The 23,883-nt window shown below is 68.4% G+C and carries 24 protein-coding genes; 10 read left to right on the top strand and 14 right to left on the bottom strand.

Going from position 1 to position 23,883, the window contains the following annotated elements:
• Window positions 1–15: 15 nt before the first annotated feature.
• The 5 genes from STRBO_RS0138270 to STRBO_RS0138250 form a co-directional block, all read right to left on the bottom strand.
• On the bottom strand, window positions 16–1,452 hold the full coding sequence (locus STRBO_RS0138270) for an ATP-binding protein (protein ID WP_028797092.1): 1,437 nt from the start codon (window positions 1,450–1,452) through the stop codon (window positions 16–18).
• A gap of 54 nt (window positions 1,453–1,506) precedes the next feature.
• The gene (locus STRBO_RS0138265) at window positions 1,507–3,045 is read right to left on the bottom strand and encodes an SCO6880 family protein (RefSeq protein WP_005476969.1); all 1,539 of its coding nucleotides are present in this window, start codon (window positions 3,043–3,045) and stop codon (window positions 1,507–1,509) included.
• Between the two features lie 23 nt (window positions 3,046–3,068).
• A complete protein-coding gene (locus STRBO_RS0138260; RefSeq protein ID WP_028797091.1) occupies window positions 3,069–4,385 on the bottom strand; it encodes a hypothetical protein in 1,317 nt (438 codons plus the stop codon).
• Window positions 4,375–5,235 carry a DUF8175 domain-containg protein gene (locus tag STRBO_RS0138255; protein ID WP_005476967.1) on the bottom strand — a complete coding sequence of 287 codons (861 nt, stop codon included), beginning with the start codon at window positions 5,233–5,235 and terminating at the stop codon, window positions 4,375–4,377. Before STRBO_RS0138255 ends, STRBO_RS0138260 begins: the two co-directional genes overlap by 11 nt.
• A gap of 204 nt (window positions 5,236–5,439) precedes the next feature.
• Window positions 5,440–5,748 (bottom strand): hypothetical protein, encoded by a 309-nt coding sequence (locus tag STRBO_RS0138250; protein WP_005476966.1) that lies wholly within the window; start codon window positions 5,746–5,748, stop codon window positions 5,440–5,442.
• 609 nt (window positions 5,749–6,357) lie between these two features.
• Between STRBO_RS0138250 and STRBO_RS0138245 the strand changes: the two genes are divergently transcribed.
• Entirely contained in the window at window positions 6,358–8,922 is a 2,565-nt protein-coding gene (locus STRBO_RS0138245; protein ID WP_005476962.1) for a hypothetical protein, read from the top strand.
• On the top strand, window positions 8,919–9,782 hold the full coding sequence (locus STRBO_RS0138240) for an immunity 49 family protein (RefSeq protein ID WP_005476960.1): 864 nt from the start codon (window positions 8,919–8,921) through the stop codon (window positions 9,780–9,782). Before STRBO_RS0138245 ends, STRBO_RS0138240 begins: the two co-directional genes overlap by 4 nt.
• A 138-nt stretch (window positions 9,783–9,920) precedes the next feature.
• On the opposite strand, the gene STRBO_RS0138235 is transcribed toward STRBO_RS0138240, so the two are convergent.
• From STRBO_RS0138235 to STRBO_RS0138215, 5 genes are all read right to left on the bottom strand, one after another.
• Entirely contained in the window at window positions 9,921–10,391 is a 471-nt protein-coding gene (locus tag STRBO_RS0138235; RefSeq protein WP_005476955.1) for a hypothetical protein, read from the bottom strand.
• Window positions 10,388–10,687, bottom strand: a complete 300-nt coding sequence (locus tag STRBO_RS0138230; RefSeq protein WP_005476953.1) for a hypothetical protein — start codon at window positions 10,685–10,687, stop codon at window positions 10,388–10,390. Before STRBO_RS0138230 ends, STRBO_RS0138235 begins: the two co-directional genes overlap by 4 nt.
• A gap of 75 nt (window positions 10,688–10,762) precedes the next feature.
• Entirely contained in the window at window positions 10,763–11,041 is a 279-nt protein-coding gene (locus tag STRBO_RS0138225; protein ID WP_005476952.1) for a hypothetical protein, read from the bottom strand.
• On the bottom strand, window positions 11,034–11,225 hold the full coding sequence (locus STRBO_RS0138220; RefSeq protein WP_005476951.1) for a DUF397 domain-containing protein: 192 nt from the start codon (window positions 11,223–11,225) through the stop codon (window positions 11,034–11,036). The genes STRBO_RS0138225 and STRBO_RS0138220 overlap by 8 nt, the downstream gene beginning before the upstream one ends.
• 10 nt (window positions 11,226–11,235) lie before the next feature.
• Window positions 11,236–12,084 carry a helix-turn-helix domain-containing protein gene (locus tag STRBO_RS0138215; protein WP_020115742.1) on the bottom strand — a complete coding sequence of 283 codons (849 nt, stop codon included), beginning with the start codon at window positions 12,082–12,084 and terminating at the stop codon, window positions 11,236–11,238.
• Between the two features lie 241 nt (window positions 12,085–12,325).
• Here STRBO_RS0138215 and STRBO_RS0138210 point away from each other — a divergent pair, with 241 nt between their 5' ends.
• From STRBO_RS0138210 to STRBO_RS0138200, 3 genes are all read left to right on the top strand, one after another.
• Entirely contained in the window at window positions 12,326–12,661 is a 336-nt protein-coding gene (locus STRBO_RS0138210) for an ATP-binding protein (protein WP_005476949.1), read from the top strand.
• A 66-nt stretch (window positions 12,662–12,727) separates the two neighbouring features.
• Entirely contained in the window at window positions 12,728–13,735 is a 1,008-nt protein-coding gene (locus STRBO_RS0138205; protein WP_020665676.1) for a C40 family peptidase, read from the top strand.
• 234 nt (window positions 13,736–13,969) lie between these two features.
• A complete protein-coding gene (locus STRBO_RS0138200; protein WP_005476947.1) occupies window positions 13,970–14,692 on the top strand; it encodes a phosphatase PAP2 family protein in 723 nt (240 codons plus the stop codon).
• Window positions 14,693–14,954: 262 nt separating this feature from the next.
• Here STRBO_RS0138200 and STRBO_RS0138195 read toward each other — a convergent pair whose 3' ends face one another.
• The gene (locus STRBO_RS0138195; RefSeq protein ID WP_005476946.1) at window positions 14,955–16,511 is read right to left on the bottom strand and encodes an FAD-binding oxidoreductase; all 1,557 of its coding nucleotides are present in this window, start codon (window positions 16,509–16,511) and stop codon (window positions 14,955–14,957) included.
• 595 nt (window positions 16,512–17,106) lie between these two features.
• Between STRBO_RS0138195 and pstS the strand changes: the two genes are divergently transcribed.
• The 4 genes from pstS (at window position 17,107) to pstB (ending at window position 21,296) form a co-directional block, all read left to right on the top strand.
• Entirely contained in the window at window positions 17,107–18,240 is a 1,134-nt protein-coding gene (pstS, locus tag STRBO_RS0138190) for a phosphate ABC transporter substrate-binding protein PstS (RefSeq protein ID WP_020115739.1), read from the top strand.
• A 137-nt stretch (window positions 18,241–18,377) separates the two neighbouring features.
• On the top strand, window positions 18,378–19,385 hold the full coding sequence (pstC, locus tag STRBO_RS0138185) for a phosphate ABC transporter permease subunit PstC (protein ID WP_028797090.1): 1,008 nt from the start codon (window positions 18,378–18,380) through the stop codon (window positions 19,383–19,385).
• Window positions 19,382–20,437, top strand: coding sequence for a phosphate ABC transporter permease PstA (pstA, locus tag STRBO_RS0138180; protein WP_005476943.1), 1,056 nt, complete (start codon window positions 19,382–19,384; stop codon window positions 20,435–20,437). Before pstC ends, pstA begins: the two co-directional genes overlap by 4 nt.
• Before the next feature lie 82 nt (window positions 20,438–20,519).
• Complete coding sequence (gene pstB / locus STRBO_RS0138175) at window positions 20,520–21,296, top strand: phosphate ABC transporter ATP-binding protein PstB (protein WP_028797089.1); 777 nt, start codon at window positions 20,520–20,522, stop codon at window positions 21,294–21,296.
• A gap of 118 nt (window positions 21,297–21,414) precedes the next feature.
• On the opposite strand, the gene STRBO_RS0138170 is transcribed toward pstB, so the two are convergent.
• Together STRBO_RS0138170 and STRBO_RS0138165 are read right to left on the bottom strand one after the other, a co-directional pair.
• A complete protein-coding gene (locus STRBO_RS0138170) occupies window positions 21,415–22,413 on the bottom strand; it encodes an inorganic phosphate transporter (protein ID WP_005476941.1) in 999 nt (332 codons plus the stop codon).
• Window positions 22,414–22,420: 7 nt separating this feature from the next.
• Window positions 22,421–23,041 carry a DUF47 domain-containing protein gene (locus tag STRBO_RS0138165; protein ID WP_013002574.1) on the bottom strand — a complete coding sequence of 207 codons (621 nt, stop codon included), beginning with the start codon at window positions 23,039–23,041 and terminating at the stop codon, window positions 22,421–22,423.
• 188 nt (window positions 23,042–23,229) lie between these two features.
• Between STRBO_RS0138165 and STRBO_RS0138160 the strand changes: the two genes are divergently transcribed.
• Window positions 23,230–23,595 (top strand): metal-sensitive transcriptional regulator, encoded by a 366-nt coding sequence (locus STRBO_RS0138160; RefSeq protein ID WP_020115738.1) that lies wholly within the window; start codon window positions 23,230–23,232, stop codon window positions 23,593–23,595.
• Window positions 23,596–23,690: 95 nt separating this feature from the next.
• On the opposite strand, the gene STRBO_RS0138155 is transcribed toward STRBO_RS0138160, so the two are convergent.
• Window positions 23,691–23,876 carry a hypothetical protein gene (locus STRBO_RS0138155; protein ID WP_020115737.1) on the bottom strand — a complete coding sequence of 62 codons (186 nt, stop codon included), beginning with the start codon at window positions 23,874–23,876 and terminating at the stop codon, window positions 23,691–23,693.
• Between the last annotated feature and the right edge of the window lie 7 nt (window positions 23,877–23,883).

Below are 23,883 nucleotides of genomic sequence, written 5' to 3'. Positions count from 1 at the left end.
TGGTACCGGTGCCGCTCAGGCCACCGTCGACTCGGAGGAGCCGTAGCCGTCGAACTCGCTCAGCCGGTGTTCGACGAACGCGGCCGCCCGTTCCTCCGCCTCCAGTTCGGCGGCGCGCAGGGCGTCGTCCTCGTCCCGCAGGTGGTCGGCGGACGATTCGGTCATCGCGCGGTCGGTGAAGACCAGGGGGCGTTCGGTCTCGGTGATCAGGTGTTTGACCACCTGGACGTTGCCGTTGACGTCCCAGACGGCGATGCCCGGGGTGAGGGTGGGGATGATCTCCACCGCCCAGCGGGGCAGGCCCAGTACGCGGCCCGTCGCTCTCGCCTCGTCCGCCTTCTGGGCGTAGATCGTCCGTGTCGAGGCCATCTTGAGGATCGCGGACGCCTCCTTCGCCGCCGCGCCGTCGACGACGTCCGACAGGTGGTGGACGACCGCGACGAAGGACAGGCCGAGTCGGCGGCCGAACTTCAGCAGGCGCTGGAAGAGCTGGGCGACGAAGGGGCTGTTGATGATGTGCCAGGCCTCCTCGACCAGGAAGATGCGCTTCTTCCGGTCGGGGCGGATCCAGGTGTGCTCCAGCCAGACACCGACGATCGCCATGAGGATGGGCATGGCGATGGAGTTGCGGTCGATGTGGGACAGGTCGAAGACGATGAGGGGCGCGTCGAGGTCGATGCCCACGGTGGTGGGGCCGTCGAACATGCCGCGCAGGTCACCGTCGACCAGGCGGTCCAGGACCAGCGCCACGTCCAGGCCCCAGGCCCGTACGTCGTCTATGGCGACGTTCATCGCCTCCGCGGACTCCGGCTCGGGGTGGCGGAGCTGCTCGACGATGTCGGTGAGGACCGGCTGGCGTTCGACGATGGTCTCGTTGACGTAGGCGTGCGCGACCTTGAGGGCGAAGCCGGAGCGTTCGTCCAGGCCGTGGCCCATCGCGACCTCGATGATCGTGCGGAGCAGCGCGAGCTGGCCCGTCGTGGTGATCGAGGGGTCGAGGGGGTTGAGGCGGATGCCCATGTCGAGGGCGGCGGTCGGGTCCAGGCGGATGGGAGTTATGCCCAGCTCTTCCGCGATGAGGTTCCATTCGCCGACGCCGTCCTCGCCCTGGGCGTCGAGGACGACGACCTGGCGGTCGCGGAAGCGCAGCTGGCGCAGGACGTACGTCTTCTCCAGGGCCGATTTGCCGTTGCCGGACTCGCCGAGGACGAGCCAGTGGGGGGCGGGGAGCTGCTGGCCGTAGAGCTGGAAGGGGTCGTAGATGTAGCCCTTCCCGGAGTAGACCTCGCGGCCGATGATCACGCCGGAGTCGCCGAGGCCGGGGGCGGCGGTCGGGAGGTACACGGCCTGGGCCTGGCCCGTGGAGGTGCGCACGGGGAGGCGGGTCGTCTCGACCTTGCCGAAGAGGAAGGACGTGAAGGCGTCCGTGAGGGCGGACATGGGGTCTCGCATCAGCGCTTCACCTCCAGGTGCGGTTGGGTCGGGTGATCCCGCATCGCGGCAGCCCTACCTTCGGATTCCGGTGGCGAACGGGAGCGTGTTGACGAAGGCCCGGTGGTGTTCGCGGTCGCACCACTCCAGCTTGAGGTACGACTTGCCGGCCGAGGCCCTTATCGTCCGCTTGTCGCGTGCCAGGGCCTCCGGGGAGCGGGAGGAGACGGTGATCCAGCCGACGAGGTTGACGCCGGCCGCGCCGCTGGCGAGGTCTTCGCCGCGCTGGTCGAGGCGGGAGTGGGAGGCCACGTCACGGGGGTCGACGGTGCGGTTCATCTTGGCGGCGCGGGACGCCTCCGCCTCGTCGTTGGTCTTCTCCGTGAGCATGCGTTCGATGGCGACCTCGGTCGGCTCCAGGTCCATGGTGACGGCGACCGTGCGGATGACGTCCGGGGTGTGGACCAGGAGGGGCGCGAGGAAGTTGACGCCGACCGGGGTCATCGGCCATTCCTTCACCCAGGCCGTGGCGTGGCACCAGGGGGCGCGGGTGGAGGACTCGCGGGTCTTGGCCTGGAGGTAGTCCGGTTCCATCGCGTCGAGTTCGGCCGGCCAGGCGTTGCGCTTGGTCATGGCCTGGATGTGGTCGATGGGGTGGTCCGGGTCGTACATGGAGTGGATGAGGGAGGCGAGGCGGCCCTGGCCCAGCGGCTGCCGTACGCGGATGTCGGCCTCCTGGAGGCGCGAGCAGATGTCCGTCAGTTCGCGGGCCATGACGACGGCGAGGCCGGCGTCCTTGTCGAGCTTGCGGCCCTGCGGGCGGGCGGCGCGGGCCATGGCGTGGCCCTCGGCGGCGAGTTCGCGGGAGTAGTGCATGCAGGCGACGAGGTACGCGCGGTGCTGTTCGCTGCTCGTGGAGACCATGGACTGCAGCTGGTCGTACGACTGCTGGAGCCAGCCCGGGGCGCGGTCGTCGCCGCGCTGAGAGACGTCCTTGGCGTGGGCGTCCGGGTCGGCGGGCAGGGTGCGGGCGAGCATCTGCAGGCGGGTGACGAAGCCGTCGCCGTTGGCCACGTGCTTGAGGAGGGTGCCGAAGCGGTCGACGAGGGCTTCCTGGTCCTCGGAGTCGCGCAGGCCGACGCCGGGGCCCTCGATCTCGATGGCGGCGGTGACGGTCCGGCGGTCGGCGTGCAGGAGGACGGCGATCTCGTCGGGGCCGAAGGGCGCGGCCAGCCAGGTGATGCGGCCGATGCCCGGCGGGGGGCCGACCTCGACCTCACGGCCGTCGAGGCGGGTGCCGGCCTCCATGTTGGCGGAGCGGTACGTCGTGCCGCGGCGCAGGCTGCGCTTGTAACTGCGGTTGATCTCGAACCACTTGTAGAACGTCCGGCGCTTGTACGGCACGTAGACCGCGGCCAGCGCGAGCATCGGGAAGCCGGTGAGCAGGGCGATGCGGGGGACGAGCACGGGGACGAGGAGGCCGGACATCATGCCGAGGAACGCGCCCGCGATGATGAGCGCGATCTCGCCGGACTCGCGGTTCCGGCCGATGATCGCGTTCGGCCGGGCGCGCCCGATCAGATAGGTACGGCGGGGCGTGACCGGATGGGACATATGGGCCGCGTGGGAATCAGTCGTCAACGCCCTTCACCTCCCGTGCGGTTGCTGTTGCGGGTGTTGCCGGCGTGGGGGGTGTTGATCGGGCTCGTGCGGGGCGGGGGTGCGGCGGGGAGATTTCCGCCGCCTCCGTTCGCGGGGCGCGAGCTGTGGGCGGCCACGCCGCCGGATGCGGGGTTGGCGGGGCGGGGGGTGTTGTTCCCGCCGCCGCCGTTGTTGTCGGCCCGGGAGCTGTGGGTCTTGATGCCCTGGGCGACGAGGCTGGCCGGGGAGCTGATCACGGCGGCGGCCTTGTTCTCGGCGCCGCGCATGATGCGGTTGTTGCGGGAGCCCGCGATCTCGTCGCCGAAGCCGGGGACGAAGCGGTAGATCATCGCCGAGGCGAAGATGGCGAGGAGGATGATGGCGAGGCCGGAGACGACGGCGGAGAAGGCGTTGGGGCCGTCGTCCGCGGACAGTGCGCCGGCGAGGCCGAGGACGATCACGATCACCGGTTTGATGAGGATGACCGCGATCATGATGCCCGCCCAGCGGCGGACGTGGCCCCAGAGGTTCTTGTCGACGAGGCCGGCGTAGACGACCGTGCCGAGGAGTGCGCCGACGTAGAGCAGGGCGGCGCGGATGACCAGCTCCAGCCAGAGGACGCCGGCGGCGAGGATGGAGACGAGGGAGACGACGATCAGCATGATCGGGCCGCCGCCGATGTCCTCGCCCTTCTTCAGGGCGCCGGAGAAGGTGCCGAAGAAGGTGTCCGTCTGGTCGCCGGTGGCTTTGGCGAGGACGTCGGTGACGCCGTCGGTGGCCGACACGATGGTGTAGAGGATCAGGGGGGTGAAGGCGGAGGCGAGGACGGTCAGCCAGAGGAAGCCGACGGCCTCCGAGAGGGCCGTGGTGAGGGGGACGCCCCGCACGGCCCGCTTCGCGACCGCGAGCAGCCACAGGACGAGGGTGAGGATGGTCGACGCCGCGAACACGACGGCGTACTGCTGCAGGAACTTGGGGTTCGTGAAGTCGACGTTCGCGGTGTCGTTGACCGCGGCGGAGAGTTTGTCGATGGTCCAGGAGGCGGCGTCGGCGCAGCCTTGGGCTAGGGAGGAGAGGGGGTCGAGGGTGGTGGTGAGGTCGTTGGGAGTGGTCCCCGACCCTCCGCCACCGCCACCGTTGTCGCTCTCGCAGTACTCCCGGGCCGCGCCGGAGAGCAATGAGCAGGAATCACCGCTGGAAGAGGGGGATGGTGTAGGTGCGGCGACGGCACGTGTCGCGAGCAGGAGGAGCGCGGTCTGTACGGCTGTGAACGCTGCGGTGACCCTGAGTGCACGGCGTGATTTACCGGGCATAGGTGAACCCTCCGTACTCCTCGACAGCCTTCGAGATCTCGTCGGACGTCGAGACCTTGTTGTCGCCGTTGACCGGCGCGGGGCCTTCCTTTTGCGCGAAGCTGTCGACCTTCCAGTCGTCGTTCTCCCAGCGCAGTTGGAGGGTCATGGTGAACCAGTCGCTGGTGACCGGGTTGGTCGTGTTTTCGGATGCCATACCGAACACACCTGTGCACCAGACCTCGACGATCGCGGTGTTGTCCGAGTAGCTGGTGGTCGTGGTGCCGACCGGCATGGTGCGTGAGACGTACGTGCTGCCGTCCGGTGCGTTGCCGTTCTCATCCAGGCCGACCTTGGTCAGGAAGTTCTTGCTGTAGACGCGGTTCAGACTGTCTTCCAGATCGGCTGATTTGTCGGAGGCGAAGACCTGCTGCACGATCTCGCTCCGCCGGGCGGGCTTGAGGATGTCGGCCGAGACCAGCACCACGGAGTAGTTGGCCGCCGCCGATTCGGCGCCCTGTTGGTCGTGGGCGAAGCCGGAGGGGATGCCGCCGGTCTTCGTGGTGACCGGTCGCTCCCCCGAAGCCGCCGTAGGGGCCGTCTCCGTCTTGTCGTTGCCGGAGTCGTCGGTGGTGGTGCTGTCGCCGCCTCGGTTCGCGAAGGCGATCGCGGCGATGAGGAGGACGACGACGCCGACGATGGTGACGAGGCTTCTGGAGGAGGAGCGGGGGCGGCGCGGGGCACCGCCGTAGGGGTCGCCGCCGCCTTCGGGGAGGCGGGTTCGGGTCTGGCCGGTGCCGGCGTATCCCCCGTACGCGTCGTCACCGGAGCGTGAGGACTCGCCGTACCCCTGCTCGTCGCCGAGACTCATGCCGCAGTCGCCCCTTCAACTTCGACGTCGTACCGAAAGGCGTAGCAGTACGACGGTAGCCGCGCTGGTTCCCGCGCGGGCGCGGTGTGGAGACTCGACATCAGGGAAACGCAACCTCAGCCGGTGGGCACGACGGACGGGTGGGGTGGGCGGGGGAACTGGGCGCAGTCGGCGGCCCGGCCGGGACGAGGGCGGGCCGCCGCGCTACACGGCCATGCCGTACACGATGGTGAAGAGGGTGCCCAGGGAGCCGATGATGAAGACGCCGGTGAGGCCGGCGATGATGAGGCCCTTGCCCTGTTCGGCGCTGAAGGTGTCGCGCAGGGCGGTCGCGCCGATGCGCTGTTTGGCCGCGCCCCAGATCGCGATGCCGAGGCAGAGAAGGATGGCGATCGCCATCACGACCTCGATCATCACGCGCGCCTCGTTGCCCAGGCTGCCGAAAGGCCCCCAGTCCGGGGCGATTCCGCCGATGATGGTGGTGATGTCGCCCTTGTCGGCCGCAACGAACATGTAAGTCACCGCCCCTAATGGGTAGTTCTGTTGTCTTCGTGGCTGTACGGGGCGTGCGCCTCGGCGTCCGCTCCGCACGCCTCCGCGCGGGTGCGCAGAGGTCGGGCCCATTCTCGCCGACAATGGCGCTGACGTATGTCGACTTGGCGTCATTGATTGGCGGTTTTCGTACGGATCCCTTGCCGTCGGCCCGCGTGGGCCCCTGACGGGGGGCGCGGAACGGTGAGCGAAGGGTCGCATCGTCACTCTGTGTATCACGGCAGGTCACGTCGGGCAATGAGGATGAAACGGAACCTGTGGTGTGGTTCCGTCGTTATTCCCCTTTCGTCGCCTCTGGGGGCTTGCTCGGCCCCGCTTCTGACGGGGCGTCGGGCCTGTTCTGTCGATCCGGTGTTCTCCGGGGTTCGAGTGTGCCTGATGTGGACGTAAGGGTCGTGTGTGGGGCTCGATGTCCCGGTGGGGTCGAGCTTTGGCCAGAACTGCATGGGATCGCGATCGCAATCTTGGTACAAATGATCGACTGGGTGCCCCATGTGTCCGTGCGTCAGGTGAGCTGGCTGGGCCTCGAGTTGAGGGAACGTATCTGCGACGGCGTCCACGGGGGTAGGCGTGAGCGAGGAGAGGCCCGTTGTCTCGGCCGAGATACCGGAGTTCACGGGGAATCTGGAGCAGCTGGAGACGGACGCCGGGGACATCGCGTTCGACGGGACGGCGATCGGTGCCGCGGGTCTGCTGATCGACGCCAACTTCCATCTGCTGGAACCTTTCTACAAGGCCCCGGAGGCCGACCAGCTCTTCGCGACGACCGCGCCGGTCGCGGCGGCCGGCCACGACCTGCAGACCGAGCTGGGCACGGTCTCCAAGGCGCTGCTCGACTACGCGGCGGAGGTCCGGCCCCTGGTCGACAGGCTGAACTCGCTTCGCGAGGAGGCGGCGGCCTTCGAACGGCGCGTCGCGGACGACGACGACTGGGTCGCGGACGGTGACCTCATCGACGAGAACACGGCCCGCCGCAACGCGGTGAACGCAGCCTGGACCGCCTTTCAGGCCGCAGAGCGGGACTGCCACAACAAGATCGTCGCGCTGGTCGGCGGGGAGCCGCTCGCCGTCGGTGACGGGTCGGACAAAGAGAACACGTACGGCTACCGGGCCGAGGACCTGAACAACGCCGGCGGGCTGCCGTGGGGGGACGTCGTCGAGGAGTCCAACCCCTGGTACTACTTCCACGAGCACGCCTGGGACTTCACGGTCGGCTTCGTCGTGGACGGCGTGTGGGGCACGATCAAGGGCCTCGGCACCCTGGTCGGCTTCAACGGCTGGGACGCGGCGGGCCAGGCCTGGGTGGGCCTCGGCAAGCTCGCGACCGGCGTCCTGATCACGGGAACGCCGCTCGGTGCCGCGTACTGGCTTACCCCGGCCGACAAACTCCCCTCCTGGCTGCGCGACTCCCGTACGGCGGTCGTGGAGACCGGGAAGGCGCTGATCGCGTACGACGAGTGGGGGAAGAACCCGTCGCGGGCGGCGGGGGCGGTGACGTTCAACGTCCTGACGACCGTTTTCACGGGTGGGGCGGGAGGAGCGGTCGCGGCGACCGGTAAGGCCGGTGCGATCGCGAAGGCCATCTCCTTCGCGGGCAAGGCGGGGCGGATCGTCGACCCGATGACGTACATCGCGAAGAGCATCGGCGGGACCGCCGTGAAGATCAGCGATGTCATGGCCGGGCTGCGAGGGATCACGAACGGTACGCATGTCAGGCTCGGCGAGGGCACGTACCGGATAGCCGAACCGCCGAACATCGCCGACGACCTCCCGGCCGGGCTCACCCCCGAGAACTCCGTCCGCATGACGACCCCCGAGGGCGAGGTCGTCTACCTCGACACCAAGACGCTGGTGATGCACAACGCCGACGGGACGGTGCGGGAGTCGCTGGACAGCATCCGCCATGAGGGGACCGCGGAGCGGCGGGCGGGGGAGGCCGGGGCTCGGGGGGAGCGGACGTCGGGTGTGCGGGAGACCGCGGGTGCCGGGGTCGGTACGCGTGTGGGGGACGGCGCCGGGGTCGTCGGCCGAGGGGGTGACAGCGTCACTGCGGGCGGCGGCCGGGGCGGTGATGGTCTGCCGCCCCGGACAGGCGGCGCGGTCGGGCCGGGTGTGCTGGACGATCTGGGCCGGTCCGGTGACGACGCGGCCGGTGACGCGGGTGGGCTCGGTGACGAGTCGGCGGGTCCGGGCGGCCGGACGGGCGAAGGGGCCGGAGACGGAGGCGGGTCGGAGGCGGGGCGTTCCGGCCAGTCGGACGCGCGGGCCGTCATGCAACGACATGTGGATCTCGCCAACAGCGATCCGCGCTGGTTCAAGGACCATTACCGGTCGAACGGCTACCGCAGGTCGGCCTCGGCAGAGGTGTTCGGACAGCGTCTGCCCATTCTGGTGCGGGACCCGGCAGATCCCACCAAGTGGATATCCAAGAGCGACCTGCCGCCCGCCATCCAGGCGAAATACCTGGATCCGAACCCACATGGCACCGGGGTTCGGACGAACGTCGAAAGCGGTGTGCTGAAGCGACTCGACGAATGGGCGCTGACGCGTCGTGACGCCATCACGGCCGACAAGGCGGCGGAGAAGGCGCTGACCCGGGCCGAGAAGGAGTACATGACGAACCGGACGGCCGAGGCGGAGGCGGCGATGGACGCCGCCGAAGCCGCGCACTCCCCGCTGCACGGCGACATGCTCAAGCAGAGCGAGCTGTTCGGCGAGCGGGTCGCGGAGCACCATGCCATACCGGACCACTATGCGGGTGCGCGGCGCGTGGACGACGGGGTCTTCGGCAACAATCGGTTCGACCAGATCTATGAGAAGCCGGGTGGCGGGTACGTCGTCGTCGAGGCCAAGGGGTCTCCCAGAGCTCAGGTGGGCGAACGCACAAGCCACCTGGGAAACCGTGTGCAACAGGGCACCCGGGAATATTTCGAGACCATTGTCCAGAAAATGCAGGAAAGGGCAAAGAAGGCGGGAAATGCGGAAGAGATGACACTCGCGACGAAGCTTGAGGAAGCCCTCCTCAAGGACCAGGTGGACTACGTCCTGGTGAAGGCGGACGCCACCCCGGACGGCAAATATGCTGGTTATGAGATGGCGCAGTTCAACCTTGGCAAGGCCGGGAGCAACAAGTGACCACACGCGTGCCACGCGAGGATGAAGTTCCCGCCGGGGACCCGACGAGCTTCATCGAGATGTGTGACCGGAACCTCCTCAAGGACGTGGAGAGGCTCCCGGAGTTTCCCGAAGCGTTCGGCTTGACTTTCAGCAGCGCCCTGAGCACGGCGGAACTGCACTGTCTTCACGACCCCACCGCCGACAAGTCCGAGACCTGGGAAGCGTGGGTGGCGGCGCTGCAGATCGGCTCCGCCCTGTTCTCCGCGGCCAGCACGACCGAGGCCTCGGTGGAGTGCCGGATCGCCCATAAGATGCGTACCATCCCGGCCATCGGTGCTCAGCACTTCACCGACGCGGGAAACTGGATCACCGCGTTCTGGCTGTCGATCATCTGCCGTGACCAGGACCGGATGACAAAGCTCTGTGATGTGCCGATCGAGCTGCTGCGAGCGTCGGGAGCGGTGTACGACGAGTACATCTACGACTGGGCCGACGCGTTGCAGGCGTACTGGATGGAACGGCCGGGTCTCAGCGAGAAGTTCACCGCGGCATTCCAGGGTACCGACCCGGGCGGGCTCCGAATCGCCGACCGCGAGCTGATGCTGAAGATCCTCTATCCACCGCTCGATCTGTTCCTGCAGTTCCTCAAGCGGGACGAGACCCAGTTCAACACGGTGCTTCTCCAGGCGCTCCGTCTCCACAAGGAGTACTGGAACGCGGACGAGGACCGGCGGGAGTCCATCAGCGGAACCGTCGCCCTCGGCCCCCTCGCCGTAGCCTGCCTCGCCTACGACGTCGGTATGCCCATCGAGGTCGAGTCCGAGTATCTGCCCAAGAATCTGCTGGAGCGGTCCTGGGTAGGCGAGTTCGACACGTGACGGGGCGTACCTGAGGCGTTGGCGGGACGAGGAGCAGTTCAACGCCGCGCTCGTCGAAGCGTTCCAGCTCCACAAGGAGTACTGGAGGCGGCCAGGGAAGAGGCGGCGCGGCTGCGGGAGGCAGGCGCGGGCCGCAGGTCACACGGCGACGACGGAGACATTGCTGCCGGGGAGTGTCGCGGCGTATGCCTCGATGTCGTCGCGATCCGAGGTGAGAACACTGCCTCCGCCGTGGCCGGCGGCGATGAGTACGGCAAGGGCGTCGACCGGGTCAGGGCGCTTCTTCGGTGGCAGGGCGGCAGAGCCGATCATGTCGCCGAGTGTCTTCCAGCCTTCGATGTTCACTCCGCCCGCGCAGGGAAGACAGCGAGGGGGCAGGTCATCCGGGTATCGGGCCCTGTCGGCGGGATACACGAAAGCATCGGCAAGGAGCCGCTTCCAGGCGTAGGCCGTTTTCGGGCTTGTCCGCCATGCCTGTGACAGGGCGGGACCGGGGATGATCGGCTTGTGCCCCCCGGCCGCGACGAAGCCCTTGTGCAGGACGTGTGCCCGGCGGTCCTGACCGACCAGGGCCATCAACATCCCCGTGTCGTAGACGACCACGTTCACGCGGCGGCCTCGTTGCGCGGCGCGTGGCCGAGGATCGCGTCGATTTCCGCCTGCTCCGCCTTTGTCGGCTCGATGTCGTCACCTGCCCAGATTCCCGTACCGGCCTGCTCCTCGGCCTCCTCGCGGGCCTTCTCGAAGGGCTCGAAGATCTTCCTCACCCGGTCCTGCTGGTCCATCTGTGCCTGTGCGGCGATGGTCAAGAAGGTGGAGACGTCGAGTCCGGCGTCTGCGGCGTGCTCTTTGATTCGGTCGCGCACGGTGGCGGGCATGCTGATCGAGAAACGTACGGTTGCCATGCCACCACGGTAACACCGGGTGTTACCCGGCTGTGAGCTGCAGGACAATGGGGAGGGTGTCGCTCGGGCCAGAACCTAGGCCTCCGGCTGCCGCACCGTCGGCTCGAAGCCTTCGACCCCCTCCACGAAGTGGTCGAACTCGCCTGCCTGTACGCCCAGTACGAACGCGTCCCACTTGCGGCGGTTCGTGGTCACGACGTTGTCCGGGGCGCTCGTCTCGCGGATGTAGACGGGGGCTTCCGGGTCGTCCTCGCCGTTCCCCTCGCCGAAGGCGAGTTCGATCCAGGGGCCGGGGCCGGTGGCGTCGTCGGGGGCGGCGCGGATCCAGTCGAGGTCCTGGGGGATGTCAGACACGGGTGGGTTCCCTGTCGGGTTTGAGTACGTGGAGGAGGGCTCGGAAGGAGGAGGGGGTGGTGGTGAGGGTGGCTTGGGTGGGGTCGGCGGATTCGGTGAGGTGGATGGTGGCGGGTCCGGTGGCTATGTGGACGCAGGCCTCGCCTTCGCTGCAGTAGGAGGACTTCTGCCAGTACGGCGTCATGGGCGTTCCCTCACAGGTCTCGCATCACGTTGTGGATGAGGTCCCGGGTCTTGTCGGGGTTGAGCGCGATCGCCTCAATCCGGTCGAAGAGGGTCCGGTACTTGTGCAACTGGGCCTCGGCGTCGACGAATGTGGCGCCGTGGGACTGGTCCAGTTGGACGGTGTCCAGCTGCGGTACGGCGCCGTGCAAGTAGTAGATCGACTGTCCCGATCCCGGATAGGCGCCGACGTCGAAGGTGACGGCGCGCAGGGTGACGTGGTCCCGCTCGCTCATGTCGAGCAGGTGCTGCAGCTGCTGCCGGGCGACCGTGGGGCCGCCGACCTTCATGCGGAGCGCCGCCTCGTGGACGATCGCCGCGTACGGAGTGGGGTTCTCCCCGCGGAAGAGGACGGCCTGCCGCTTGATGCGGAACGAGAGCCGGTGCTCGATGTCGGGCGGCGAGAGCTCGACGACCGCCTGGCGGAAGATTTCGAGCGCGTACTCGCGGGTCTGGAGCAGTCCGGGGACGCGGGCCGTGGTCGTGCTGCGCAAGGAGTGGGCGTGGTGCTCCGCTTCGGCCAGGTCGAGCAGACCACTGGAGAGCAGCTCGCGGTACTCCTCCCACCAGCCCCGTTTGCGGTCGGGGGGCATGGCGGTGAGCGCGTCGACCAGGGCCTTGTCCGAGCAGTCGTAGTGGCAGGCGATGGTGCGCAGGCGCTCGGGGCTCACGCCGTGGCGGCCGGCCTCGATGTTGCTGACCTGGTTCTGCTTGATGCCGAGCAGTTGCGCGGCCTGGGTCGAGGTCAGGCCTGCTCGGTCGCGCATCTTGCGGAGTTCGGTACCCAGCCGGAGTTGACGCCCGGTGGGGCTGCCTCTCATGGCCAAGGTTGCTCTCCTTCGGCGGGCTGTGTCACCCACACGTATAAACACTGAAGAAGTTCGCGCTGCTAGGTCTAACAACTTAAACCTCGACACTACCTTGTCCCCCAGGAGTGGTATCCGACCAACTCCCCTCTGTGATCGGAGACTTCCGGGCCACGGTTCCCCGTCCTGGAACTACACCCTTCGTCTCCCCCGGGACCCCCGCTCTCCAGGCGTCGGCCACGCCACCCTCCGGGCCGTGCTCGATGCCCACGGGCTCTCCGAACTCACCCCCACCGCCGAACTGTTGGCTGCAGAGCTGCTCACCAATGCTCATCGGCACACCGCGCAGGAGTACGGCCTGCGGGTGCTGGCGATCGGTGGGAGGCTGCGTGTCGGGGTGGGGGACCGGGACCGGCGGGTGCCGGTGGGGTTCACCGAGGACGCCCGGCCTGTCGAGCTCGACGCCGAGGGTGGGCGGGGGCTGCGGCTCGTACGCGCCTGCTCCGAGGATCGGGGCGTGTCCGTGTTGCGCAACCTCGGTGTCTCGCAGGGTGGGAAGCTGCTGTGGGTCGACCGTGGGGCCGCCGAGTGATCATTCCGTCGGGACGGGGTCCGCTCTACACTTGCTGACGGCGGACTGGCGCGCGGTGAGGGGCGGTTGACGGTGCGTAAGGCATGGATCGTGGTGATCGCTGCCGGCAGCGTTGGGCTCAGCTTCGTGTTGTTGCTGGTCGTGGGTGTCTACATGGTCGCCGGGAACCTCGCGGGCGGCATCGGCGGGAAGTCCGTCGGGCTGGCCAAGGGCGCCGTGCCCGCCGCGTATCAGACGCTCGTGCAGAAGTGGGGCAATCTGTGCGACGCCATCAATCCGGCGTTGCTGGCCGCACAGCTGTACCAGGAGAGCGGGTTCAACCCGAAGGCGCAGAGCCCCGCCGCCGCGCAGGGCATCGCGCAGTTCATCCCGGGGACCTGGGCCACGCACGGGCTCGACGGGGACGGGGACGGGGATCGTGACGTCTGGGACCCGAATGACGCGATTCCGTCGGCCGCCTCGTACGACTGCTCGCTCGCGAAGTACGTGAAGGACGTACCCGGTGATCCGACGGCGAACATGCTCGCTTCCTACAACGCGGGGGCGTACGCCGTCATCAAGTACGGGGGAGTGCCGCCGTACAAGGAGACGCAGAACTACGTCAAGACGATCACCACGCTGTCGGAGAGCTTCGCCGCGCCCACGTCGCGGGTCGATCCGAGCGAGCAGGCGGCCGGGGCCATCGCGTACGCGCAGAAGAAGCTCGGGACGCTGTATCTGTGGGGTGGCACCGGCACCGCTGAGCAGGGCGGACGCTTCGACTGCTCGGGGCTGACGCAGGCGGCGTACAAGACCGTGGGGATCACGCTGCCGCGGGTCGCCAACGATCAGTACAACGCCGGCCCGCATCCCTCACGGGATGAGCTGCTGCCCGGGGATCTGGTGTTCTTCTCCGACGACCTCACCAACTCCCGCGCCATTCGGCACGTCGGAATTTATGTCGGGGGCGGATATATGATCGACGCTCCGCGCACGGGGGCCGTCATCCGTTTCGACCCGATTGACACCCCCGACTACTTCGGCGCCACCCGGGTCACCGAAGATGGCGCGAAAGCATTGCCCACAGCGGTCTGACGGCGCCGTAATTGCCTGTGAACCCCTGCCCTGAGCTGCAGAGATGTGTCTCTCTTCGATAACGTCTGCGTGATCATTCGGTGGAGGGTGGAACGCATTGAAGGGGAGTGTGCGTTCCTGATTGACGTAGCCCGTTGACGCTCACGCGGAAGCACTACGTAGACCACGGGGGTGGCAAGCGCGGCGCACGTAAGGGTGCGGTCGCGAGAACGATGACGAAAGGGCCGCAGCACGATGGCTGGACTCGCCGCGCATGCCGCAATTGCCGCTGATTCCGGATCGAATCCCGACGTCGAGCTGCTGTACGAGATCAACGGCCTCGCCAAGGACGCGCCGACCTGGCTCGACCGGGTGATGGAGTTCGTGGGTGAGTACGGGCTGCTCGTCGCGATGGTGCTGCTGATCGTGTGGTGCTGGTGGGGCGTGCGGAAGCGGGGCGGGGAGGATGCCGCCTCGTCCGTGGCCGCGTTGCTGTGGGCGCCGCTCGCCGCCGGGGTCGCCGTGCTGGTGAACGTGCCGATACGCGGCTTCGTGGAGCGGCCTCGGCCCTTTCTCGATCATGAGGGGCTGGAGGTGCTGGTCTCCGGCAAGACCGACTACTCGTTCGTGAGCGATCACGCGACGCTGATCATGGCCATGGCGGTGGGGTTGTTCGTCGCCAACCGGAGGTTCGGGATGGTCGGGCTGGTGATCGGGCTGCTGGGCGGGTTCATCCGGGTGTACATGGGGGTGCACTATCCGACCGACGTGATCGGTGGGTTCGCCTTGGGGACCGCTGTCGTGCTGTTGCTGTCGCCGCTTGCCATGGCTCTGCTCACGCCGTTGATGAAGGCGGTGGAGCGGTCGCCTCGGGTGGGGTGGGTTGTGCGGGCTCGGGGGCGGGACGGGGGGCGTGCGGTGATTCCGGGGGCTCGGGTGGGTGGGGCTTCCGCGGAGGAGCGGGATCTGGCTGCCTGAGGGGTCGGCTGCGCCGTGGCTTGCTGCCTGGCCCGGGTGCGCCTGGGACGGGTTCGCCCCCCGCCGCCCCTACCCGTCCCATCCCCAGGGGCTGTGCCCTTTCGACCCCCGGCCCTTTCGACCCCCGGCCCTATCGCCCCTCGGCCCTTTCGTTCCCCGGCCCTTTCGCCCCCTGAGCGCCCAGTAGCTCGGGGGGTCGCTTGTTCGGCGGGTGCGGGTTCGTGGGGGCTTGTCGCGCGGTTCCCCGCGCCCCTCACTGGGCCTACAGGGCCTGCGGGAACGTGAAGAAGCGGTTCGGGTCGTACTTCTTCTTCAGGGTGGTCAGGCGGGGGGCCGCGTCGCCGTAGTAGGCCTTCCGCCAGTCGGTGAGGGTGGGGTCGGTGTAGTTCTGGTAGGCGGCGCCCGAGGCGTGGCGGGTCATGGACCTGTGGGCCGTGGTGAGCCACGACTGGGCCGTCGTGCCCGAGGCGCCGCTCTTCCATGAGGCGAGGTACTGGGCCAGCATGCGGGAGCGGCGGTGGACGAAGGCCGTGGCCGTGGGGGAGACGCGGTTGACCTGGCCGCCGAGGGCGGTCAGGGCGATGCTGCCGGCTCCGCCCTTCACGCCCGTGATCTGGGTCAGCAGGGTCTGGATGCCCGCCGAGGAGATCGAGCGGTCGAAGAAGTCCGAGCGCGCCGCGTACGTCTCGCGGCCCAGCGCGCCCTGGGGAGAGCGGCCCGGGGTCGAGCCGGGCAGGTGGCACTTGGCGTCGGTGGAGAAGGAGCCGCAGCCCGCGTAGCCCTCCATGGCGTCCTCGTACGAGCGGCGCCTGAGGGAGACGCTGCGGGCCGGGGTGCCGACGCGGTCGGCGAGGCGGTCGAGGGCGTTCTCCAGGTCGCCGTAGGTACCGAGGGAGAAGGCGGCGACCGCGACGGACGGGCCGCCGCCGTTCTCCAGGTGGCAGGAGGACCAGATCTCGTCGGCCTGCGTCGGGCCCCACTCCTGCCAGGCCTTCACCACGGCGGCGGCCCTGGACCACGGCCAGGTGAGGTAGGCGGTGACGCCCTGGGGGGCGGTGTGGGTCTTGAAGCGGAGTTCGGTGACCACGCCGAAGTTGCCGTTGCCCGCGCCTCGTAGGGCCCAGAAGAGGTCCTTGTTGGTGGTGGCGTTCGCGGTCAGTTGCTTGCCGTCGGCCGTGATCAGCGTCGCCTGGGTGAGGCTGTCGCAGGTCAGGCCGTAGGCGCGGGAGGCCACGCCGTGGCCGCCGCCGAGGGTCAGGCCGGAGACGCCCACGGTCGGGCAGGAGCCGGCGGGGATGGTCACACCCTTCGCGGCCAGGGCGCGGTAGACGTCGATGAGCTTCGAGCCGGCTCCCACCACCGCCTCAGCGCCGGAGGTGCGGACCTTGTTCAGCTTCGACACGTCCACGACCAGGCGGCCGTTGCCGGAGGACCAGCCCGCGTAGGAGTGGCCGCCGTTGCGTATCGACACCTTGATGTCGTGGGCCCTGGCGTAGGCGAGGGTCGTTCGGATGTCGTCGGCGTGGGCGACGTAGGCGACGGCGGTGGGCTTCAGGGTGTCGAAGCGGGTGTTGTAGAGCTGCCGGGCCGTCGACCAGGCCTTGTCGCCGGGGCGGACGAGGGGGCCGTCGAGGTCGCGGGCCAGGGCGGCCCAGTTGGCGGCGGAGGCCCGGGACGCGATGCCCGTGCCGGTGGTCGTGGTCGTGCGCAGGGAGGTGTCCGTGGCGCGGCTGGCGGGGCCGGGGCCGGTGCCCGTGCAGGCCGAGGCCGTCAGGGTGGTGAGCGCGGCCGCGCCGCCGATGAACATGCGTCGTTCCATGTGCGTCTCCCGGTGCACCGCGTGGTGGGTCGTGGAACGAGACGGGGTTGGTGGGAGCGGGGTTCCCGGATTCTCCTCCCTCTCCCCTCCGTCTCCTCCGTCCGTCCCGGCCCCGGGGGCCGGCCCCTGCGACCCCCGATTCTGCGCGGCCCGCGGCCCTGGTGGCCGGGCGGGGGTGCTGGAGGGGCGTAGAGGGGGGCCGGTCTGGGGATTGTTCCTCTCTGTAGTTGAATGGGTGCAGTGTGTGATGCAACGTGAGGGCGGTGAGGGCGTGTGCCACGCTTGAGGTCCGTGAGATGCGCGGTCGGGGATCGCCGTATCGGAATCTCCACGTGCTCTTCCCGTGAGCGTTCCGTGACCTCACCGCACTTTCGGCAGGGGTTCACTCGCCGTTCACTTCTGGCCATTGGCGGCTTCACCTGATCTGCCTAATTTCGGCCTTACCCGGTGCGGGAGGTGGACCGAAATGCGGCCCCACAACCCGTGACGACAGCAGTTCGAGGGACTGGCGGCACCAGCCGGACAGGTCCCGAGGCTGTACGACGACTTCGCACGCCGCCATGTGGACGGCGGCTCCTGGAAGGAACTCCCGAAAGTGAAGCTTCAGCGCAAGAACCGGCTGCGCGCCCTTTCTCTCGGTGCTGTCGCCCTCACCGGCGTCCTGACCCTCTCGGCTTGCGGGTCCGACGACACCAGTGGCGGCGCGAGCGGCAGTGGCGACAGCTCGGCGCCCGCCGCCGGCAACATCGACTGCGGCGACGCCAAGGGTCAGCTGCTGGCCGACGGCTCCTCCGCGCAGAAGAACGCGATCGACGCCTGGGTGAAGCAGTACCAGAGCGCCTGCAAGGACGTCGTGATCAACTACAAGGGCAGCGGCTCGGGCGCGGGCATCACCGCGTTCACCCAGGGCCAGGTCGCCTTCGCGGGCTCCGACTCGGCGCTGAAGCCGGAAGAGGTCACGGCCTCCAAGAAGGTCTGCACCGACGGCCAGGGCATCGACCTGCCGATGGTCGGCGGTCCGATCGCCGTCGGTTACAACGTCCCGGGTGTCGAGAACCTGATCCTGGACGCCAAGACCCTCGCCCTGATCTTCGACAGCAAGATCACCAACTGGAACGACAAGGCCATCAAGGCGCTCAACCCCGACGCCGAGCTGCCCGACCTCAAGATCCAGGCCTTCCACCGCTCGGACGAGTCCGGCACCACGGACAACTTCACCAAGTACCTGATCGCCGCGGCCCCCGACAGCTGGAAGTACGAGGGCGGCAAGGCCTGGCAGGCCAAGGGCGGCCAGTCCGCGCAGGGCTCCTCCGGTGTCGCGCAGGGCGTGAAGGAGACCAAGGGCGCGATCTCCTACATGGAGCTCTCCTACGCCAAGGACGGCATCAGCACGGTCGACGTCAAGACCGAGGCCGCCGAGCCGGTCAAGGCGACCGTCGAGAACGCCACCAAGGCCATCTCCGAGGCCCAGGTCGTCGGCACGGGCAAGGACCTCGCGCTGAAGCTGAACTACAAGCCCACCGCCGAGGGCGCCTACCCGATCACCCTCGTCACCTACGAGATCGTCTGTGACAAGGGCAACAAGGCGGACACCCTGCCCGCCACGAAGTCCTTCCTCACCTACGTCGCGTCCGAGGACGGCCAGGCGCTGCTCTCCGAGGCCGGGTACGCCCCGATGCCCGAGGAGATCATCACCAAGGTCCGTACGACCATCTCGGAACTGAGCTGACCTGAGTGCGGCCCAGCCCCGACCGGGACTGGGCCGCACCGTCCGGTGCACCGCCGCCAGGAGTCTCCCGCCACCGCGGACGGCTCCGCCCCGAGCCGCCGCCCGTCCGGTGCCGGCTCCGCAGACCGGAGAACCTGATGGACATATCGACCAAAGACACTCCCGCTCCCCCCACCCCACCGCCTTCCGAGGCCCGCGAGGACAAGCGCGTCGCGCGCGGCGTGACCCGCCTCGGTGACCGGGTCTTCCTCGGCCTGTCCCGGGGATCCGGCATCTTCCTGCTGGTGCTCATGGCGGCCATCGCCGTGTTCCTCAGCTACCGTGCCGCGCTCGCGATCGGCAAGGACGAGGCCAACTTCTTCACCACCTTCGAGTGGAACCCCACCGCGGTCCCGCCGGTCTTCGGCATCGCGGTCCTGGCCTTCGGCACCATCGTCTCGTCGGTCATCGCGATGGCCATCGCGGTCCCGGTCGCGGTCGGCATCGCCCTCTTCATCACGCACTACGCCCCGCGCAAGCTCGGCGGGCCCATCGCGTACGTGGTCGACCTCCTCGCCGCCGTGCCGTCCATCGTGTACGGCCTCTGGGGCATCCTGGTCCTCGTACCGCAGCTCGACGGGCTCTACGGCTGGCTGAACGCCTACCTCGGCTGGACCGGCATCCTCGAATGGCAGGGCGGCGCCCCCCGTTCGATGCTCACCGTCGGCATCCTGCTCGCGATCATGATCCTGCCGATCATCACCAACGTGAGCCGTGAGGTCTTCCGTCAGGTCCCGCGGATGCACGAGGAGGCCGCCCTGGCCCTCGGCGCCACCCGCTGGGAGGTCATCCGCATGGCGGTGCTGCCCTTCGGGCGCTCCGGTGTCATCTCGGCCTCCATGCTCGGCCTCGGCCGCGCGCTCGGCGAGACCATGGCCGTGGCGATGGTCCTGTCGTCCAGCTTCGAGATCAACCTCAGCCTGCTCGACCCGGGCGGCGGCACCTTCGCCCAGAACATCGCCAGCAAGTTCAGTGAGGCCACCGAGATGGGCCGGGACGCCCTGATCGCCTCCGGTCTGGTCCTGTTCGTCATCACCCTGCTGGTCAACGGCGCGGCCCGGCTGATCATCGCCCGCCGCAAGGAGTTCTCGGGGGCCAACGCATGAGCAACGCAACTCTCACCCCGAAGGGCCCGAGCACGCTGCGTGCCGCCTCCCTGCCCAAGTGGTTCGCGTGGGCGGTCGCCGCCGGCTCGGTCGCCCTGGGCCTCGGCATCAGCGCCGTGGCCGGCCTCGAAAGCTCCATCCAGTGGGCCCTGATCGCCGGCGTCCTCTTCGTCCTCGGCTCGTACGGCATCGCCGCGCGCGTCGAGGGCAGGAGGCAGGCCAAGGACCGGGTCGCGACCAGCCTCGTCTGGGTCGCGTTCCTGCTCGCGGTGATCCCGCTGGTCTCCCTCATCTGGGAGACCGTCAGCCGCGGTGTGAAGGTCCTCGACGTCTACTTCCTCACCCACTCGATGGGCGTGGTCTCCACCACCGAGCCCGGCGGCGGTATCTACCACGCCATCCTCGGCACCCTGGAGCAGGTGGGCATCGCCGCCGTCATCTCCGTGCCGATCGGTGTGCTGACCGCGATCTACCTGGTCGAGTACGGCCGCGGCAGGCTCGCCAAGGCCGTCACCTTCTTCGTCGACGTCATGACGGGCATCCCGTCGATCGTCGCGGGTCTGTTCATCCTCAGTACCTGGATCCTGATCCTGGGCATGGGCCCCTCCGGATTCGCCGGCGCGATGGCGCTGACCATCCTGATGCTGCCGGTCGTCGTCCGCTCCACCGAGGAGATGCTCAAGCTCGTCCCGAACGAGCTGCGCGAGGCCTCGCTGGCGCTGGGCGTGCCGAAGTGGCGCACCATCCTCAAAATCGTGCTGCCGACCGCCATCGGTGGTATCACGACAGGTGTGATGCTCGCGGTCGCCCGTATCGCCGGTGAGACCGCTCCGGTCCTGCTGCTGGTGTGGGGTTCGAACTACATCAACGCGAACCCCTTCGCCGACCCGCAGGCCTCGCTGCCGATGTACATCTATCTGCAGTTCCAGCAGAGCGGCGGTTCCGGAGCGGCGTACGACCGTGCCTGGGCGGCGTCGCTGACGCTGATCGCCTTCATCATGATCCTGAACCTGGCGGCCCGCGGCATCGCCCGCTGGAAGGCCCCACGATGACAACATGCGGCTCCCCCGCGTGGCCGGTCGCTGACGCGGCCATACAGCGACCAGTTCCCCCGCGAAAGAAGCAGTGATCTCCATGGCCAAGCGAATCGACGTCAGCGGCCTCAACGCCTACTACAGCTCGTTCCGGGCCATCGAGGACATCTCGATGGCCATCGAGCCCCGCACGGTGACGGCCTTCATCGGCCCCTCCGGCTGCGGCAAGTCCACGTTCCTGCGCACCCTGAACCGCATGCACGAGGTCACGCCGGGCGGCCGGGTCGAGGGCAAGGTCATGCTCGACGACGAGAACCTGTACGGCACCGGGGTCGACCCGGTCTCCGTACGGCGTGAGGTCGGCATGGTCTTCCAGCGTCCGAACCCGTTCCCCACGATGTCGATCTACGACAACGTGGCGGCGGGCCTGAAGCTGGTCGGCGGCAAGAAGAAGTCCGAGCTGGACGAGATCGTCGAGAAGTCCCTCAAGGGCGCGAACCTCTGGAACGAGGTCAAGGACCGTCTGAACAAGCCGGGTTCCGGTCTGTCCGGTGGCCAGCAGCAGCGGCTGTGCATCGCCCGCGCGATCGCGGTCGAGCCGAAGGTGCTGCTCATGGACGAGCCGTGCTCCGCGCTCGACCCGATCTCGACGCTCGCCATCGAGGACCTCATCGGTGAGCTGAAGGAGCGCTTCACGATCGTCATCGTGACGCACAACATGCAGCAGGCGGCGCGTGTCTCGGACCGTACGGCGTTCTTCAACCTCGCGGCCGTCGGGCAGCCCGGCAAGCTGATCGAGATAGACGACACGGAGCGCATCTTCTCCAACCCGTCCGTGCAGGCCACGGAGGACTACATCTCCGGGCGCTTCGGCTAGGCCGCCCGCGAAGAACCCCTCGCGGTGCTGCATGGCGGTGCCGCCGCGAGGTAGGTGAAGGGCCCGCCCCCGGTCTCCCGGGGGCGGGCCCTCCGCCGTCGCTGGGTGCCTGCGGCCGCTACAGGACGGCCAGGTTCACGATCCAGAAGCTCGCGGCGGCGACCAGGGCCGCGGCCGGCATCGTGATGAACCAGCCGAGGATGATGTTCTTGGCCACGCCCCAGCGGACGGCGTTGACGCGCTTGGTGGCGCCGACGCCCATGATCGCCGAGGTGATGATGTGGGTCGTGGAGATGGGGGCCTTGAAGATGAAGGCCGTGATGAACATGATCGACGCGCCGGTCGTCTCGGCGGCGAAGCCCTGCGGCGGGTCGAGTTCGATGATCTTGCGGCCAAGGGTGCGCATGATGCGCCAGCCGCCCGCGTAGGTGCCGAGGGAGAGCATGACCGCGCAGACGATCTTGACCCAGATCGGGATGGGGTCGCCGTAGTCCTCGACGTCCGCGATGACCAGCGCCATCACGACGATGCCCATCGTCTTCTGGGCGTCCTGCAGACCGTGGCCGAGGGCCATGCCGGCCGCCGACACGGTCTGGGCTATACGGAAACCGCGCTTGGCCTTGTGCGGGTTGGCGCGGCGGAAGATCCACATGATCGCCGCCATCACCAGATAGCCGACGACCAGGCCGACCACCGGTGAGATGAACATCGGGATGACGACCTTCTCCAGCACCCCGGACCAGTAGACGGTCGTACCGCCCGCGAGCGCCGCGCCCACCATGCCGCCGAACAGGGCGTGGGAGGAGGACGACGGGAGCCCGAAGTACCAGGTGACGAGGTTCCAGGTGATCGCGCCGACCAGGGCCGCGAAGAGGATGCCCATCCCCTTGGATCCCTCGGGCGTGGAGATCAGGCCCTCGCTGACCGTCTTGGCGACGCCGCTGCCGAGGAACGCGCCGACGAGGTTCATCACCGCGGCCATGGCGAGGGCCGCGCGGGGCGTCAGCGCGCGGGTCGACACCGAGGTCGCGATCGCGTTCGCGGAGTCGTGGAAGCCGTTGGTGTACGTGAAGAAGAGCGCGACCCCGATGGTCACGACCAGAGCAAGGGTGTCCATGAAGGGTTCAGGACTCCTTGACGGCGATGGTCTCCACCGTGTTCGCCACGTGCTCGAACGCGTCCGCCGCCTCCTCCAGCACATCCACGATCTGCTTGAGTTTCAGCACTTCGATGGCTTCGTACTTGCCGTTGAAGAGCATGGCCAGCAGCTTGCGGTGGATCTGGTCGGCCTGGTTCTCCAGGCGGTTGACCTCGATCCAGTACTCGGTGAGGTTGGCCATGGTCCGCAGGTTCGGCATGGCCTCGGCGGTCAGCTCGGCCGCCCGCGCCAGTACCTCGATCTGCTGCTCGACGCCCTTGGGCAGATCCTCGACGTTGTAGAGGACGACCAGGTCGACGGCCTCCTCCATGAAGTCCATGATGTCGTCGAGGGAGGACGCGAGGTTGTAGATGTCCTCGCGGTCGAAGGGCGTGATGAACGAGGAGTTCAGCTGGTGGAAGATCGCGTGTGTGGCGTCGTCACCGGCGTGTTCGGCGGCCCGCATACGCTCGGCGATCTCGGCCCGGCCGGCGGTGTCCGCCCCGAGCAGTTCCATGAGGAGCTTCGAGCCCGTGACGATGTTGTCCGCGGATGCGGCGAACATGTCATAGAAGCTCGTCTCCCTGGGGGTCAGACGAAAGCGCACGTGGGGTCCTCGGTATGCATGGGTTTCGGTCAGGCTGATGCTAGGCGCATCATCCGGCCACGGCTAATGGGCCGTTCCCCAGTGTCGCCCATCAGGCCAATCGGCTCGCACGGGGGCCGCCCGCAGGGCGTATACCCGCCAAAGTTCGCTACCATATACCCGGTAGGGGTATATGTCTGGAGGCTGCGATGACGACCACAGGGGCCGGCGCGGGAGCGCCCTCCGCCGTAGACGGCGTGGAGCAGGGTGTCGTGACCGACCACGACCGTGGAATCCATGGGTACCACCATCAGAAAGACGAACACCTCAAGCGTCTGCGGCGCATCGAGGGGCAGATCCGTGGGCTCCAGCGGATGGTCGACGAGGACGTCTACTGCATCGACATACTGACCCAGGTCTCCGCCTCCACCAAGGCGTTGCAGTCCTTCGCGCTCCAGCTGCTGGAGGAACACCTTCGGCACTGCGTGGCCGACGCCGCTCTCAAGGGCGGTGCCGAGGTCGACGCGAAGGTGGAGGAGGCCACGAAGGCGATCGGGCGGCTGCTGCGGACCTGAGCGCCGGGGCCTCGCGCGCGGGGGGTGTTTTTCGGCCACCGGGTGCGGTGGCCGGGCGCCGAGCCGCCGGAGGGCGACGCGTGCGCGGCCGTCCGCTACCGGGGCGGTCCGTCCTCGTGGGCGCGCTCTTCCCAGACCCGCAGGACCTCGTCGATGCGATCGGGGCTGAGGCGGTCGCCGTCGGTGGTCGAGGCCGCGATGATGAGGTCGCCGCAGAGCTCGATCTCGGCGAGGGCCACGTGGTCCTGAACCGCCGTACCGCCTGCCGGAGCCACGCGCATCACCTCT

The organism is Streptomyces bottropensis ATCC 25435, assembly GCF_000383595.1.
Classification (GTDB): Bacteria; Actinomycetota; Actinomycetes; order Streptomycetales; family Streptomycetaceae; genus Streptomyces; species Streptomyces bottropensis.
Note: the sequence above shows the minus strand (reverse complement) of the source record. Positions and strands in the feature narration are given on the sequence as shown.